The organism is Pseudomonas siliginis, assembly GCF_024072275.1.
In the GTDB taxonomy this organism is placed as follows: domain Bacteria; phylum Pseudomonadota; class Gammaproteobacteria; order Pseudomonadales; family Pseudomonadaceae; genus Aquipseudomonas; species Aquipseudomonas siliginis.
The window spans coordinates 4,274,029-4,287,872 of sequence record NZ_CP099598.1 but is presented as its reverse complement, the minus strand read 5'-3'; the positions used below and the strand labels follow the sequence as shown (position 1 = coordinate 4,287,872).

The window sequence follows — 13,844 nt, the reverse complement described above, 5'->3', positions numbered from 1 at the left end:
CATTCGCCGGTTTTCCGACACCGGCTTCTGGAGGAATAGGATGCGTAGCCTGGTTTTGCTGCTGGCCGTTTTGGCGCTTGGTGGCTGCATGAATGTCAGCGATATGGCCGAAGGCACTCGCTATCACATGAGCGATGCGGGGCTTCTGGACCATAGCGACAGCCGCCGGGTGAACAATCTCCGCATTCAGCCGGACTCGTTCATCTTTATCGCCCAGGGCGCGTTCGCGCCACCGGGTGGTTCCTATCCACGGCCGAACGTGGTCGCCGAAGAAGCCTTCAAGGGCTTTGTCGAATACTTCCCGATGGTCCGCCGCGCCCGTGCGCCGGAAGGCCTCGACCAGGCCATGGGTGAAGCCCGTGATGCCGGCGCGCATTATCTGCTCTACACACGATTCGCCAAGGCAGACGACCGCATCGGCAACTCCGATGAGTGGCTGGACCAGGAAGCCGTGGATCGCCTCGGTATCGATGGCGGCGTGATTCAGATCATGTTGATCGAGACCAGCACCCAGTATTTGATTGATACTGCACGGATCAAGAGTCGTGGCGGTTTACTGACGTTCCATGATTCCAAACCCGAAGACCTCATCGGTCCGCCGCTGGCGCAATACGCACGCAGCCTGCTGGGGATCGGCGACCAGTAATCAAGGAGTACGCCATGAGTGACCCGCAAACAGCCAATGACCTGCTGGGGCAGATCCCCAAGACCAAAGGCCTGCCACCGGTGCATTTGTGGAACCCGGATTTCTGCGGCGACATCGACATGCGCATTGCCCGTGACGGCACCTGGTACTACCTGGGTACGCCGATCGGGCGCAAGCCGATGGTCAAACTGTTCTCCACCATCATCCGCCGCGACGGCGATGATTATTTCCTGATCACCCCGGTCGAGAAGGTCGGGATCAAGGTCGATGACGCGCCGTTCGTGGCGGTTGCCGTTGACGTGGAGGGGGAGGGCGAGGCGCAGGTTTTGCGCTTTACCACCAACGTCGAGGAAACCACCGAAGCGGGGACTGAGCATCCGCTGCGTGTCGAGATCGATCCTGAGACTCAGGAGCCTGCGCCCTATGTGCATGTGCGCAGCAACCTTGAAGCGCTGATTCACCGCAATGTGTTTTACCAGTTGGTGGAACTGGCGGTGAGCCGCGAGATCGATGGTCAGCGCTGGTTGGGCGTGTGGAGCGGCGGCGAGTTCTTTCGCATCGGCCTGGAACCCTGACACAACATTAAAATGTGAGAGCGAGCCTGCTCGCGAACGCGGTGTATCAGTCGCCAGCAATGTTGACTGACACGACGCTTTCGCGAGCAGGCTCGCTCCCACAATGGTTTGTGCAAGCTAAAAAAAATCCGGTTGACTGTTATTCGTATGATGATTAGCGTAGGCACCCATCGCGATTCGCCTTGAGGTGTACATGTCCAGCAGCTTTCATGCGTCGACCGTTGACTGGCTGGGCAGCTGGATTGCGGCCGGTCAGGTCAAGCCGGGGCAGACCATCAAGGTCGAGGCGGATCTGGGCGAGCAGCTTGGCGTCAGCCGCACGGTGATTCGCGAAGCCATCAAAACCCTCGTCGCCAAAGGCATGCTCGAAGTCGGGCCGAAAGTCGGCACGCGGGTATTGCCGGTCCGGCGCTGGAATCTGTTTGATCCGCAAGTGGTCGGTTGGCTATCGCGCAACGGCTTGCCGGAAAACTTCGTCGATGATCTGCTGGATTTGCGCCGCACCATCGAGCCGATGGCGGTGCGCTGGGCCTGTGAGCGCGCAACGCCGGAGCAGATCGAAGCGGTGCAATTGGCCTTCAACGCACTGGAACGTGCGGTCGACAGTGGCATCGATTACAACCGTGCCGACCAGGCCTTCCACGAATGCATCCTGGCCGCCAGCCATAATCAGTTCATCGAACAAATGGTCCCGGCCCTCGGCGCGTTGCTGGCGGTGTCGTTCGAAGTCTCCGCCGCCGACCCCGATGAACTGCGCCGTACCTTGCCGATTCACAAAGACATGGCCGACGCCATCGCCGCGCGCGATTCGACCCGTGGCGTGTGGGCGTGCATGACCTTGATCGACAATGCCGATCTGGCGATAAAACGCTTTTACCCGAAAGTCATGGCGGACCGCAAAGCCAGCTAAGACCGAAAATCCCCTGTGGGAGCGAGCCTGCTCGCGAATGCGTCAGGTCAGATACATCATCATTGACTGACACGCCGCCTTCGCGAGCAGGCTCGCTCCCACATTGGAAACAACAAGAACATGAAGGATTCCAGATGACCTGCACCGCCCTGACCCAACACCGCGCGCAACTCGGCGAAGGCCCGTTCTGGGATGCGCCGACCCAGGCGTTGTACTGGGTCGATATCGCCGGTAAACAAGCGTTGCGCCTGATCGGCCAGAACGTGCAGATCTGGCAGATGCCCGAGCACATCTCCGCCTTCATTCCCTGCGCCAGCGGCGATGCGCTGGTGACATTGACCAGTGGTGTCTACCGCCTCGATCTCGATTCGCCTGGCCTCGAGCCACGTTTGACGCTGTTCTGTGTCGCCGACCCGCAACCGGGCAACCGCCCCAACGAAGCCCGTTGCGATGCCTTGGGCCGCTTGTGGCTTGGCACCATGCAGAACAACATCGGCGAGCACGGCGAGGATCTGCCGCTGGTGCGCCGTTCCGGTGGCCTGTTCCGTATCGATCCCGATCAGCGCGTCACACCGCTGCTGCTCGGCCTGGGCATCCCCAACACCCTGCTGTGGAGTGACGACGGCACCACGCTGCTGTTCGGTGAAAGTCTCGACAGCACGCTCAATCGATATTTCATCCGCACCGACGGCAGTCTCGATGCTCCGCAGGTGTTCTACTCGTCCGATCGACACGGTGGTCCCGATGGCTCGGCGATGGACGCCGAAGGCTACGTGTGGAATGCACGCTGGGACGGCAGTTGCCTGCTGCGCCTGACGCCGGACGGGCAGGTGGATCGCAAAATCGATCTGCCGGTCAGTCGCCCGACCAGTTGTGTGTTCGGTGGCGAAGACTTGAAAACCTTATTCATCACCAGCGCCAAGAGTCCACTGAATCATCCATTGGATGGCGCGGTGCTGAGCATGCGCGTCGACGTTGCAGGAAAACTCTGTACGCGTTTTGCTGGCTAGATCCCAAAATATGGGATGCAAAATTATATATTGAGATTATTTGGCGGTCGGGTTTATAGTCGGCTCCAGCAGTAACACGCACTCACACTTAAAAAGAACAAAACAGGTGAAGTGATGCAGCGAATTCTTGTCGCCCGCGCAAGCGGGATCCGCCTTTCGCCACGGCTCAATGCCGTTGACGCCGCTTGCCTGTCTGATTTCCCGAGCCGTCAGAACCGGACATCCACCGATGGCCGGTTTTTTTGCGCCTGCGTGCAGGAGGCCTGAGCCATGGCTGAAGCGCTGACATTGCCGCAAGTGTCGGCCCCGCCGAAAGGCGAGCGTCTGAAAAACAAGGTCGTGCTGTTGACCGGGGCCGCTCAGGGCATCGGCGAAGCGATTGTCGCCGCCTTCGCCGCGCAGCAAGCCAGATTACTCATCAGCGACATCCAGGCCGACAAGGTCGAGCAGGTCGCCGCTCACTGGCGCGATCAGGGCCATGACGTGCAGGCGCTCAAGGTCGACGTATCGAATCAGCAGGATCTGCATGCCCTGGCCCGACGCGCCGTGGAATTGCATGGCCGCATCGATGTGCTGGTCAACTGCGCCGGGGTCAATGTGTTCCGCGATCCTTTGCAGATGACCGAAGAGGACTGGCGCCGCTGCTTCGCCATCGATCTGGACGGCGCCTGGTATGGCTGCAAAGCCGTGCTGCCGCAGATGATCGAGCAGGGCGTGGGCAGCATCATCAACATCGCCTCGACCCATTCCAGCCACATCATTCCCGGCTGCTTCCCGTACCCGGTGGCCAAGCACGGCTTGCTCGGCCTGACCCGCGCGCTCGGCATCGAATACGCGGCCAAAGGCATTCGCGTCAACGCCATCGCGCCGGGCTACATCGAAACGCAGCTGAACGTCGACTACTGGAACGGCTTTGCCGATCCGCACGCCGAGCGGCAGCGCGCCTTTGACCTGCACCCGCCCAAGCGCATCGGCCAGCCGATCGAAGTGGCGATGACGGCGGTGTTTCTGGCCAGCGATGAGGCACCGTTTATCAATGCTTCGTGCATCACCATCGATGGCGGCCGCTCGGTGATGTACCACGACTGAATAAAACGGATTTCCAGCGCTGAACTACGCTTGAAATCCAATCATCATACGATATGACTATTTTCAAACAGCTTCACTGAGAACACGCTTCAACGCTTTTCAAACCTTGCTCAAAAAAAATAACAAGGAGTCATCTGATGAAACGTCGTTTCGGGATTCGTACCCTGTGCAGCACTGCCCTGGCGGTCACTGCGTTCAGCCTGAGCAGTGCGCTGCTCGCCGCCGACGCGGTGAAGATCGGTTTTCTGGTCAAGCAGGCCGAAGAACCGTGGTTCCAGACCGAATGGGCTTTTGCCGAAAAAGCCGCCAAGGACAAAGGCTTTGAACTGATCAAGATCGCGGTACCGGATGGCGAGAAGACCCTTTCGGCCATCGACAGCCTGGCCGCCAACGGCGCCAAGGGTTTTGTGATCTGCCCGCCGGACGTGTCCCTCGGCCCGGCCATCATGGCCAAAGCCAAGATCAATGACCTGAAAGTGATTGCCGTCGACGACCGTTTTGTCGACGCCAACGGCAAATTCATGGAAGACGTGCCGTACCTGGGCATGGCCGCGTTTGAAGTCGGCCAGAAGCAGGGCGCCGCGATGGCCGCCGAAGCGAAAAAGCGTAACTGGGAATGGAAAGACACCTACGCGGTGGTCAACACCTACAACGAACTCGACACCGGCAAGAAGCGCACCGACGGTTCGGTCGATGCCCTGAAGAAGGCCGGCATGCCCGAGGATCACATCCTCTTCGCCGCGCTGAAAACCCTCGACGTACCGGGCAGCATGGACGCCACCAACTCGGCGCTGGTGAAACTGCCGAGCGCGGCGAAAAACCTGATCATCGGCGGCATGAACGACAACACCGTGCTCGGCGGCGTGCGCGCCACCGAAGCGGCCGGGTTTGCCGCGAGCAACGTGATCGGCATCGGCATCAACGGCACCGACGCCATCGGCGAGTTGAAAAAGCCTAACAGCGGCTTCTTCGGTTCGATGCTGCCAAGCCCGCACATCGAAGGCTACAAGACTGCCGAGATGATGTACGAGTGGATCACCGCCGGCAAAGAGCCGCCGAAGTACACCGCCATGGATGACGTCACCCTGATCACCCGCGAAAACTTCAAGCAAGAGCTGGAAAAAATCGGCTTGTGGAACTGAGGCAGCGACGGCCCGGGCAGCCGGGCCGTTTTTCGGTGTGAAGAGGTGGCTTTATGCACGCGCAAGTACAGACACAAGAACAACACGGCGCCAGCGGCAGCCTGCGCTTCAACGGGATCGGCAAGACCTTTCCCGGCGTGAAAGCGCTCGACGGTATCAGCTTCGTCGCCCACCCCGGCCAGGTTCATGCCTTGATGGGCGAGAACGGCGCGGGCAAATCGACCCTGCTGAAAATCCTCGGTGGCGCTTACATCCCAAGCAGCGGCGAGCTGCAGATCGGCGAGCAGGCGATGGCGTTCAAGTCCACCGCTGACAGCATCGGCAGCGGCGTCGCGGTGATTCACCAGGAACTGCATCTGGTCCCGGAAATGACCGTGGCCGAAAACCTGTTTCTTGGCCATCTGCCGGCCAGTTTCGGCCTGATCAATCGCAGTGAGCTGCGCCAGAAAGCCTTGAATTGCCTGAAAGGCCTGGCCGACGAAATCGATCCGCAAACCAAGGTCGGACGCTTGTCGCTGGGTCAGCGGCAACTGGTGGAAATCGCCAAGGCGCTGTCGCGCGGCGCTCACGTCATCGCTTTCGACGAACCGACCAGCAGCCTCTCGGCGCGGGAGATCGATCGCTTGATGGCGATCATCGGTCGCCTGCGCGACGAAGGCAAAGTGGTGCTCTACGTTTCCCATCGCATGGAAGAAGTCTTCCGCATTTGCGACGCCGTCACCGTGTTCAAGGACGGCCGCTACGTACGTACATTCGACGACATGAGCCAGTTGACCCACGATCAACTGGTGACCTGCATGGTCGGCCGCGATATTCAGGACATCTACGATTATCGCCATCGCCCGCGCGGTGCCGTGGCGTTGAAGGTCGATGGTTTGCTCGGCCCGGGCCTGCGTGAGCCGATCAGTTTCGAAGCGCACAAGGGCGAAATCCTTGGCCTGTTCGGGCTGGTCGGGGCAGGGCGCACCGAGCTGTTTCGCCTGCTCAGCGGCCTGGAGCGCAACACCGCTGGCCGTCTCGAACTGCGCGGCCATGAGCTGAAACTGCGCTCGCCGCGTGACGCGATCGCCGCCGGCATTTTGCTCTGCCCGGAAGACCGCAAGAAGGAAGGCATCATCCCGTTGGCCAGCGTTGCCGAGAACATCAACATCAGTGCCCGCGGTGCGCATTCCGGGCTCGGCTGCCTGATTCGCGGCCTGTGGGAAAAGGGCAACGCCGACAAGCAGATCAAGGCCCTGAAAGTGAAAACCCCGCACGCCGGCCAGCAGATCAAGTTCCTTTCCGGCGGCAATCAGCAGAAGGCCATTCTCGGCCGCTGGCTATCGATGCCGATGAAAGTCCTGCTGCTCGACGAACCGACCCGTGGCATCGACATCGGCGCCAAGGCCGAGATCTACCAGATCATTCATAACCTCGCCGCCGACGGTATTTCGGTGATCGTGGTGTCCAGCGATCTGATGGAAGTGATGGGCATTTCCGACCGCATCCTGGTGCTGTGCGAAGGCGCCCTGCGCGGCGAAGTCAGCCGCGACCAGGCCAATGAATCCAACCTGCTGCAACTGGCTTTGCCGCGCCACCGCGCTGACGGCGTGGCGAACTGAGAGGTGACTATGATGACTACGCAAAACGAAACTCTGCCGACCGAGCGCAAACCGCTGGACATGCGGCGCTTCCTCGATGACTGGGTCATGCTGCTGGCGGCGATCGGCATCTTTGTCGCCTGCACACTGCTGATCGACAACTTCCTCTCGCCGCTGAACATGCGTGGCCTGGGTCTGGCGATTTCCACCACCGGCATCGCCGCGTGCACCATGCTTTATTGCCTGGCATCCGGACACTTCGACCTCTCGGTCGGCTCAGTGATCGCCTGTGCCGGCGTGGTCGCGGCAGTGGTAATGCGTGACACCAACAGTGTATTTCTCGGGGTCAGCGCGGCGTTGGTGATGGGCCTGATCGTCGGGCTGATCAACGGCATCGTGATTGCCAAGTTGCGCGTCAATGCCTTGATCACGACGCTGGCGACCATGCAGATCGTTCGCGGTCTGGCCTACATTTTTGCCAACGGCAAAGCGGTCGGTGTTTCGCAGGAATCGTTCTTTGTTTTCGGCAACGGCCAGCTGTTCGGTGTGCCGGTGCCGATCCTGATCACTATTGTCTGCTTCCTGTTCTTCGGCTGGCTGCTGAACTACACCACCTACGGGCGCAACACCATGGCCATCGGTGGCAACCAGGAAGCGGCGCTGCTGGCGGGCGTCAACGTCGACCGCACCAAGATCATCATCTTCGCCGTGCACGGTGTGATCGGCGCGCTGGCGGGTGTGATTCTGGCCTCGCGGATGACTTCCGGGCAGCCGATGATTGGTCAGGGTTTTGAACTGACAGTGATCTCGGCTTGCGTGCTGGGCGGAGTTTCGTTGAGTGGCGGCATCGGCATGATTCGCCACGTGATTGCCGGGGTGTTGATTCTGGCGATCATCGAGAATGCGATGAACCTGAAGAACATCGACACGTTTTATCAGTATGTGATTCGGGGTTCGATTCTGTTGCTGGCCGTGGTCATTGACCGCTTGAAACAACGGTAACGTCAAAAGCTACCCCTCACCCCAGCCCTCTCCCAAAGGGAGAGGGGGCCGACCGAGGTGTCTTGCGTTCTACATCGACCTGAAATATCGGGTCGATTGTGGATTCGCTAAAGCAACATCATTTCGGCGCATTTCCTGAGCACTCCCCAATCAGTTCCCTCTCCCTCCGGGAGAGGGCTAGGGTGAGGGGCTCTTGATTTTGCTCTCTCCACCGGTCACCTCCCTCAAATTTTTGTTGCCCGCCACGCCCCGTTTCGGTTATCAATTTGTACATGATTAGACAGGTACGATTCGACAAGAAACAACGGGTGGTCGACGAGCTCGTCCGACGCATCGAAAGCGGCCTCATGGAGGACGGCTTTCTGTTGCCCGGCGAACATCAGTTGGCTCAAGAATTCCAGGTCAGCCGTGGCACCTTGCGTGAGGCGCTGGCCGAACTGAAGCGGCGTAATTACATCGCCACGCAGAGCGGTGTCGGTTCCATCGTCACTTTCGACGGTGTCGCGCTGGATCAGCGCAGCGGCTGGGCGCAGGCATTGGCCGACAGCGGGGCGCTGATCAATACCGAAGTGTTGCGCCTCGAAGCCGTGACTCGCCCGGATCTGCTGGTGCGTTTCGGCACCGATCAATTCATCACCCTCGACCGTCGCCGGCGCGCCACCGACGGTACGCTGGTGTCTCTGGAACGATCCTTGATGCCGGCCAACGGCGGCCTGGAAAGCCTGCCTCGCGTCGGCCTGATCGACAATTCCCTAACCATCACCCTGGCCGCCTACGGCTATATCGGTGAGCGCGGCGATCAGTGGATCGGCGCCGAGCCGCTGAATGCCGAAGACGCCGAGCTGCTCGGTCGCCCGGTCGGCACGGTGTTTCTCAAAGCCCTGCGCACCACCTACGACCGGCAGAACCGTTTCATGGAACAGGTCGAAAGCCTGCTCGACCCGGTGCACTTTCGTCTGCACCTGCAATTCGGAGAATCGAAATGACCGCGCTCAACCGTGCGCTTGGCGCTTTCTATGGTCTGGCTCTGGGTGATGCGTTGGGCATGCCGACGCAGTCGCTTGATCGTGAAACGATCAAGGCGCGCTTCGGCCAGATCACTGATTTGCAGGACGCAGGTCCCTTGCAACCGATCGCCGCGAACATGCCCAAAGGCTCGATCACCGATGACACCGAGCAGGCGATTCTGGTCGGCGAATTATTGGTCGAAGGTCACGGCCGTATCGAGCCGGCGGTCCTCGCCCAGCGCTTGATCGAATGGGAAGCCGAGATGCAGGCCAAAGGCTCGCAGGACTTGCTCGGCCCCTCGACCAAACGCGCCATTGAAATGATCCTCGCCGGGCATTCCCCGGAAGAAGCCGGGCGCTACGGCACCACCAATGGCGCGGCGATGCGCATCACCCCGGTGGGGATCGCCGCGAATGTGGCCGACCCGCAGCGCTTCACCGCGGCGGTCGTGCAGGCTTGCCAGGTGACGCATAACACCACGCTGGGGATTTCCAGTGCGGCGGCGGTGGCGGCGGTGGTTTCCGCTGGCATCAATGGCGTCGATCTGGGCGAGGCGCTGAATCTTGGCCAGCAGATTGCCCAGCAAGCCGAAGCCCACGGGCATTGGGTCGCTGGCGGGCGCATCGCCTCGCGCATCAGTTGGGCGCGCAGTATCAGCGTCGACAGTGACAAAGCACTGCTCGCCGATCTGCTCTACGACGTGATCGGTACATCGGTGGCGTCGCAGGAGTCGGTGGTGGTTTCATTCGCACTGGCGCAGCAAGTGGCCATCGGTGAAATGACGGCATTCGAAGCGTTGTGCATGGCTGCCAGCCTGGGCGGCGACACGGATACCATCGCGGCGATTCTCGGCGCCATGCTCGGCGCTTGCCTGGGTCTTGAGTGCTGGCCGGAGCCGATGATCGAAACGGTGAAAGTCGTTAATCAACTTGAGCTGGAACCGTTAGTGCAGGGGCTGTTGGCCTTGCGTTGACTGGCTGGCCTCTTCGCGAGCAGGCTCGCTCCCACAATTGGAATGCATTTGCTTGTGGGAGCGAGCCTGCTCGCGAAAGGGGCGGCGCATTTCTAAAGAATTCACACAGCAATGGATCGCACAGACAGGCCTCGGAAGGCCGGTTGTCTTGTTGTTTTGCATCATTGCCACAACCACAAAAAAGGCAAACAGGAGCATCTTCATGAGTTCATCAACCGCCGGGCAAAGCGTCGGGCAATTGGAAACCCGGGGCATCGAGCCGGTACCGGAAGCGGAGTGCAACGGTCATCCGCTGCAACTTTTCTGGGTCTGGTTCGCGGCCAATATTTCCATCCTCGGCCTGCCGCTTGGCGCGACACTGGTGGCGTTTCGCGGATTGGCGATCTGGCAGGCGATCATCGTCGCGATTCTTGGTGCCGCCGGTTCGTTTGCCGTGGTCGGGATCATTTCGATTGCCGGGCGTCGTGGCCGCGCGCCGAGTCTGACGCTGTCGCGGGCAATCTTCGGCGTACGCGGCAACATTGGCCCGACGCTGGTTTCGCTGATGTCGCGTCTGGGTTGGGAAACCGTCAACACCACCACCGCCGCGTTCGTGCTGCTGTCGCTGTGTTCGATCCTGTTCGGCTCGCCGGTCGAGGCGAAAAGTGCGCCGATACTGACGCTGATCTTTATCGCCATCTTCGTCCTGCTGACCTTGTCGGTGTCCGGCCTCGGCCACGCGACCCTGCTGGTAATCCAGAAATGGGCGACGTACGTGTTCGGCGCGCTGAACATTCTCGTCGGTGGTTTTCTCTGCGCGACCATCGACTGGAGCGCGGTATTCAACGCCACGCCAGCACCGCTGAGCGCAATGATCATCGGCATCGGCACCATGGCCGCCGGCACTGGTATCGGTTGGGCCAACGCTGGCGCTGACATGTCGCGCTATCAGCATCGCAGCGTCAAGGCTGTGCGCCTGGTGGCGTCGGCGGCGTTCGGCGCGGGCATTCCGCTGGTGCTGCTGATCACCCTCGGCGGCTTGTTGTCGGTGGGCAACAATGACCTGGCGTCGGCGACTGACCCGATAGTGGCGATTCGCGACATGCTGCCGACGTGGATGGCCGTGCCGTATTTGATCACCGCGTTCGGCGGTCTGCTGCTGTCGAACAACCTGTCGGTGTACTCCGCCGGCCTGACCACGCTGACCCTGGGCCTGAAGGTCAAACGCGTCTACGCGGTAGTGGTCGACATCGTCGCGATCTTCGCCGGCTCGATCTACTTCATGCTGATCGCCGACAGTTTCTACGGCCCGTTCATTACCTTCATTTCCCTGCTGGCAGTGCCGATCACCGCATGGGTGGGGATTTTCGTCGTCGATCTGATTCACCGTCACTACTACAGCCCCAAAGACCTGCTCGACGTCAGCCCGAGCAGCGCCTACTGGTATCGCAGCGGCATCGAGTGGCGCGCGTTTGGTGCCTGGGCGATCGCCATCGTCCTTGGTTTCAGCTTCACCACCATCGGCACTACGGCAGAAAACGTCTGGTTCAAGGGCTTTCTGTCCGACTCCTGGCTGGGCCACAACGGCCTCGGCTGGATCGTGACCTTCGTCGTCGCCGGTGGCATTTACCTGATACTTGGCGGTGCGAAAGATCGCCGCGCCGCGCAACCCGAGAATGCTCATGCCTAAGATGCTGCACACCGGCCAGGTCATCATCGACCTGGTCATGGCCGTGGATAAACTGCCGCAGATTGGCGGCGACGTGCTGGCGCAGTCGGCGGGGTTCGAAGCCGGTGGCGGTTTCAACGTGATGGCCGCTGCGGTGCGTAACGGTCTGCCGGTGGTTTACCTCGGTCGCCATGGCATGGGGCGTTTCGGTGACTTGGCGCGCCAAGCGATGCAGGCGGAAGGTATCTGCATCGGCATCCGCGAACCGGCCGAGCGCGACACCGGTCTGTGTGTGGCGCTGACCGATGCGTCGGCTGAACGCAGTTTCATTTCCTATATCGGCGCTGAAGGTGAGGTGACCGAAGACGATTTGAACAGTGTGGCTGCCGAGCCCGGCGATTACGTTTATCTCAGCGGTTACAGTCTGCTGCACGAGGGCAAGGCGCAGGCGTTGCTCGACTGGACGCTGGCGCTGCCGGCGTCGGTCAATGTGGTGTTCGACCCGGGGCCGTTGGTGGAGTCACCTGACGCGCCGATGATGCAGGCGTTGCTGCCGCGCATCAATGTGTGGACCAGCAACAGTGTCGAGGCGCTGCGGTTTACCGGAGCCGATGAGATTGGTATAGCGATGGATCGCCTCGCGGAACTGCTGCCGGAAAGTGTGCTGATGGTGGTGCGCGACGGGCCGCAGGGTTGCTGGATTCAACAGCGCGGCGAGCGCCGTCAGGTGCCGGGGTTTGCTGTAAAAGCGGTGGACAGTAATGGCGCCGGCGATGCACATGCCGGGGTATTTGTGGCCGGATTGGCGCAGGGGCTGGATGCACTGGAAGCGGCGCGGCGGGCGAATGCTGCGGCGGCGCTGGCGGTGACTCGCTGGGGGCCGGCGACATCGCCGGGGGCGGGTGAGGTGGATGCGTTTATCCGCGAATCCTGCGGCGACTGATGCACCGCAATCGCTGGCAAGCCAGCTCCCACAGGGTCTTCGTGTGTAAGTGCAATAGTGCAACCACCCGAAAAATCTGTGGGAGCTGGCTTGCCAGCGATGAGGCCATCAGACTTAACCGGCCTTGCGCAACGCCTCAATCAACTCCTGCTTGCGCATCGACGAGCGTCCCGGAATATTCTTCGCCCGGGCTTCCTTCATCAGGCTATCGACAGTCTGCGCACTCTTCGAAGTCTCGCTATTACGCGAATGGCCCTTGCGGCTAGCCACTGCACGGCGCGATGACTCTTTGCGCTCTTCCGACTTGGCACTTGCAGGCTTCTTGCGCCCTGAGCCGCCGGACTTCTCGCCACCGCCGGAGTGCTTGTTCACCGTCGCCCAGGCACGCGCCTCAGCTTCATCTTTCGACACGCCCTTTTTCTCGTAGCTGTCTTCGATGTGCTCGGCTTTGCGCTTCTGTTCGCTGGTGTATTTGTCTTTGCTTCCACGAGGCATGGGATTTCTCCTTGCGTCAGGATGTGCTGCGTTACGCCGAAGGCTGCGAATCACTCGAGACGAATTACCCGTTCGAAGTCGAAGATCCGCAGCCCCAACCAGCGTCAGCTATCGAGTTTCTTCGCCGCTTCAACGCCGGCTGAACTGAGCTTGATAGGCAGGTTCAGCGAGTGTTCGCCCGCTTCGCTGCAGGTCACATGACCATGATGAATCAGCCCGCGATCCTGCAGGGCGGCGAGGGCGCTGGCCACGACTTTCTCGCCCCGGTAATTGTCCAGCACCTCCTTGCCCAAGCCGTTGGGATGCGCGTGCAGCAGGCGGGTGAGAACTTCTTTTTCCAGGTCTTTGTCGACGTTCATGGTTACCTCTTCATGGGAGTGAATAGGGCGCTCGCGTCGGCGAACTACTGACCGGCACCTTCGGAACCGGAGCCACCGGTGGTGGTTTTCGAGCCGACACCGGGGCCGGCATTGTCAGGCGCAGTGGCAGGAGAGTCAGGCGTGTTCATGCCACCCTGACGGCCCGGATCGCTGCCTTGTGTGCGCGGATCGGTGCCGGTGGCGGGTGGCTGATTGATCAGCGGCACGCCGGAACCATCGGTATTCATACCGGGAGCACTGTTGATGGCGGGCGCGCGTGGCGGGGTCGGATCGGTAGGGCCAGTGCCCGCTGCCGTGGACGAGGCGGCGAACACCGCAGGGCAGAGCAGGGCGCTGAAGACTAAAGCGGTCAACCTTGACGAGATCATAGGGCTTCTCCAGTGATTGGAATCCTTACACTGGGTTGGTCAGCCCTGATGACGGATTGGTGCCTGATGATCGAC

Annotated in this window: 15 protein-coding genes; 12 read left to right on the top strand and 3 right to left on the bottom strand. The window is 60.8% G+C overall.

Going from position 1 to position 13,844, the window contains the following annotated elements:
• The first annotated feature begins 40 nt into the window (after positions 1-40).
• From NF676_RS19695 to NF676_RS19640, 12 genes are all read left to right on the top strand, one after another.
• Positions 41-646: a DUF4823 domain-containing protein gene (locus tag NF676_RS19695; RefSeq protein WP_016770979.1), complete on the top strand. Its 606-nt coding sequence runs from the start codon at positions 41-43 to the stop codon at positions 644-646.
• Between the two features lie 14 nt (positions 647-660).
• Entirely contained in the window at positions 661-1,221 is a 561-nt protein-coding gene (locus tag NF676_RS19690; protein WP_252878696.1) for a DUF1285 domain-containing protein, read from the top strand.
• A gap of 193 nt (positions 1,222-1,414) precedes the next feature.
• Positions 1,415-2,131, top strand: coding sequence for a FadR/GntR family transcriptional regulator (locus tag NF676_RS19685; protein ID WP_039760144.1), 717 nt, complete (start codon positions 1,415-1,417; stop codon positions 2,129-2,131).
• Between the two features lie 134 nt (positions 2,132-2,265).
• On the top strand, positions 2,266-3,141 hold the full coding sequence (locus NF676_RS19680) for an SMP-30/gluconolactonase/LRE family protein (protein ID WP_252886637.1): 876 nt from the start codon (positions 2,266-2,268) through the stop codon (positions 3,139-3,141).
• A gap of 270 nt (positions 3,142-3,411) precedes the next feature.
• On the top strand, positions 3,412-4,230 hold the full coding sequence (locus NF676_RS19675) for an SDR family oxidoreductase (protein WP_056788270.1): 819 nt from the start codon (positions 3,412-3,414) through the stop codon (positions 4,228-4,230).
• A 137-nt stretch (positions 4,231-4,367) separates the two neighbouring features.
• On the top strand, positions 4,368-5,372 hold the full coding sequence (locus NF676_RS19670) for a substrate-binding domain-containing protein (RefSeq protein ID WP_056788271.1): 1,005 nt from the start codon (positions 4,368-4,370) through the stop codon (positions 5,370-5,372).
• Positions 5,373-5,425: 53 nt separating this feature from the next.
• Positions 5,426-6,973: an L-arabinose ABC transporter ATP-binding protein AraG gene (gene araG / locus NF676_RS19665; protein WP_041479431.1), complete on the top strand. Its 1,548-nt coding sequence runs from the start codon at positions 5,426-5,428 to the stop codon at positions 6,971-6,973.
• A gap of 12 nt (positions 6,974-6,985) precedes the next feature.
• Positions 6,986-7,954 carry an L-arabinose ABC transporter permease AraH gene (araH, locus tag NF676_RS19660; protein WP_042610738.1) on the top strand — a complete coding sequence of 323 codons (969 nt, stop codon included), beginning with the start codon at positions 6,986-6,988 and terminating at the stop codon, positions 7,952-7,954.
• A 272-nt stretch (positions 7,955-8,226) separates the two neighbouring features.
• Positions 8,227-8,940, top strand: a complete 714-nt coding sequence (locus tag NF676_RS19655; RefSeq protein WP_016770970.1) for a GntR family transcriptional regulator — start codon at positions 8,227-8,229, stop codon at positions 8,938-8,940.
• Positions 8,937-9,935 carry an ADP-ribosylglycohydrolase family protein gene (locus NF676_RS19650; RefSeq protein ID WP_252886636.1) on the top strand — a complete coding sequence of 333 codons (999 nt, stop codon included), beginning with the start codon at positions 8,937-8,939 and terminating at the stop codon, positions 9,933-9,935. The genes NF676_RS19655 and NF676_RS19650 overlap by 4 nt, the downstream gene beginning before the upstream one ends.
• Before the next feature lie 202 nt (positions 9,936-10,137).
• Positions 10,138-11,604, top strand: coding sequence for a purine-cytosine permease family protein (locus NF676_RS19645; RefSeq protein WP_252886635.1), 1,467 nt, complete (start codon positions 10,138-10,140; stop codon positions 11,602-11,604).
• On the top strand, positions 11,597-12,526 hold the full coding sequence (locus NF676_RS19640) for a PfkB family carbohydrate kinase (RefSeq protein WP_252886634.1): 930 nt from the start codon (positions 11,597-11,599) through the stop codon (positions 12,524-12,526). Before NF676_RS19645 ends, NF676_RS19640 begins: the two co-directional genes overlap by 8 nt.
• Before the next feature lie 114 nt (positions 12,527-12,640).
• Here the strand turns inward: NF676_RS19640 and NF676_RS19635 are convergent, their stop codons facing one another.
• The 3 genes from NF676_RS19635 to NF676_RS19625 all read right to left on the bottom strand — a co-directional run bounded on the left by NF676_RS19635 (position 12,641) and on the right by NF676_RS19625 (position 13,769).
• Positions 12,641-13,021, bottom strand: coding sequence for a Rho termination factor N-terminal domain-containing protein (locus NF676_RS19635; RefSeq protein ID WP_252886633.1), 381 nt, complete (start codon positions 13,019-13,021; stop codon positions 12,641-12,643).
• A 104-nt stretch (positions 13,022-13,125) separates the two neighbouring features.
• Positions 13,126-13,380 carry a hypothetical protein gene (locus tag NF676_RS19630; protein WP_041479421.1) on the bottom strand — a complete coding sequence of 85 codons (255 nt, stop codon included), beginning with the start codon at positions 13,378-13,380 and terminating at the stop codon, positions 13,126-13,128.
• Positions 13,381-13,424: 44 nt separating this feature from the next.
• The gene (locus tag NF676_RS19625) at positions 13,425-13,769 is read right to left on the bottom strand and encodes a hypothetical protein (RefSeq protein ID WP_073472297.1); all 345 of its coding nucleotides are present in this window, start codon (positions 13,767-13,769) and stop codon (positions 13,425-13,427) included.
• Positions 13,770-13,844: the final 75 nt, after the last annotated feature.

Coding starts and splice junctions, on each gene's coding strand:
- NF676_RS19675 (WP_056788270.1), top strand. CDS start 3,412: ATGGCTGAAGCGCTGACATTGCCGCAAGTGTCGGCCCCGCCGAAAGGC.
- NF676_RS19625 (WP_073472297.1), bottom strand. CDS start 13,769: ATGATCTCGTCAAGGTTGACCGCTTTAGTCTTCAGCGCCCTGCTCTGC.
- NF676_RS19655 (WP_016770970.1), top strand. CDS start 8,227: ATGATTAGACAGGTACGATTCGACAAGAAACAACGGGTGGTCGACGAG.
- araH (WP_042610738.1), top strand. CDS start 6,986: ATGACTACGCAAAACGAAACTCTGCCGACCGAGCGCAAACCGCTGGAC.
- NF676_RS19670 (WP_056788271.1), top strand. CDS start 4,368: ATGAAACGTCGTTTCGGGATTCGTACCCTGTGCAGCACTGCCCTGGCG.
- araG (WP_041479431.1), top strand. CDS start 5,426: ATGCACGCGCAAGTACAGACACAAGAACAACACGGCGCCAGCGGCAGC.
- NF676_RS19650 (WP_252886636.1), top strand. CDS start 8,937: ATGACCGCGCTCAACCGTGCGCTTGGCGCTTTCTATGGTCTGGCTCTG.
- NF676_RS19645 (WP_252886635.1), top strand. CDS start 10,138: ATGAGTTCATCAACCGCCGGGCAAAGCGTCGGGCAATTGGAAACCCGG.
- NF676_RS19695 (WP_016770979.1), top strand. CDS start 41: ATGCGTAGCCTGGTTTTGCTGCTGGCCGTTTTGGCGCTTGGTGGCTGC.
- NF676_RS19630 (WP_041479421.1), bottom strand. CDS start 13,380: ATGAACGTCGACAAAGACCTGGAAAAAGAAGTTCTCACCCGCCTGCTG.
- NF676_RS19685 (WP_039760144.1), top strand. CDS start 1,415: ATGTCCAGCAGCTTTCATGCGTCGACCGTTGACTGGCTGGGCAGCTGG.
- NF676_RS19690 (WP_252878696.1), top strand. CDS start 661: ATGAGTGACCCGCAAACAGCCAATGACCTGCTGGGGCAGATCCCCAAG.
- NF676_RS19640 (WP_252886634.1), top strand. CDS start 11,597: ATGCCTAAGATGCTGCACACCGGCCAGGTCATCATCGACCTGGTCATG.
- NF676_RS19635 (WP_252886633.1), bottom strand. CDS start 13,021: ATGCCTCGTGGAAGCAAAGACAAATACACCAGCGAACAGAAGCGCAAA.
- NF676_RS19680 (WP_252886637.1), top strand. CDS start 2,266: ATGACCTGCACCGCCCTGACCCAACACCGCGCGCAACTCGGCGAAGGC.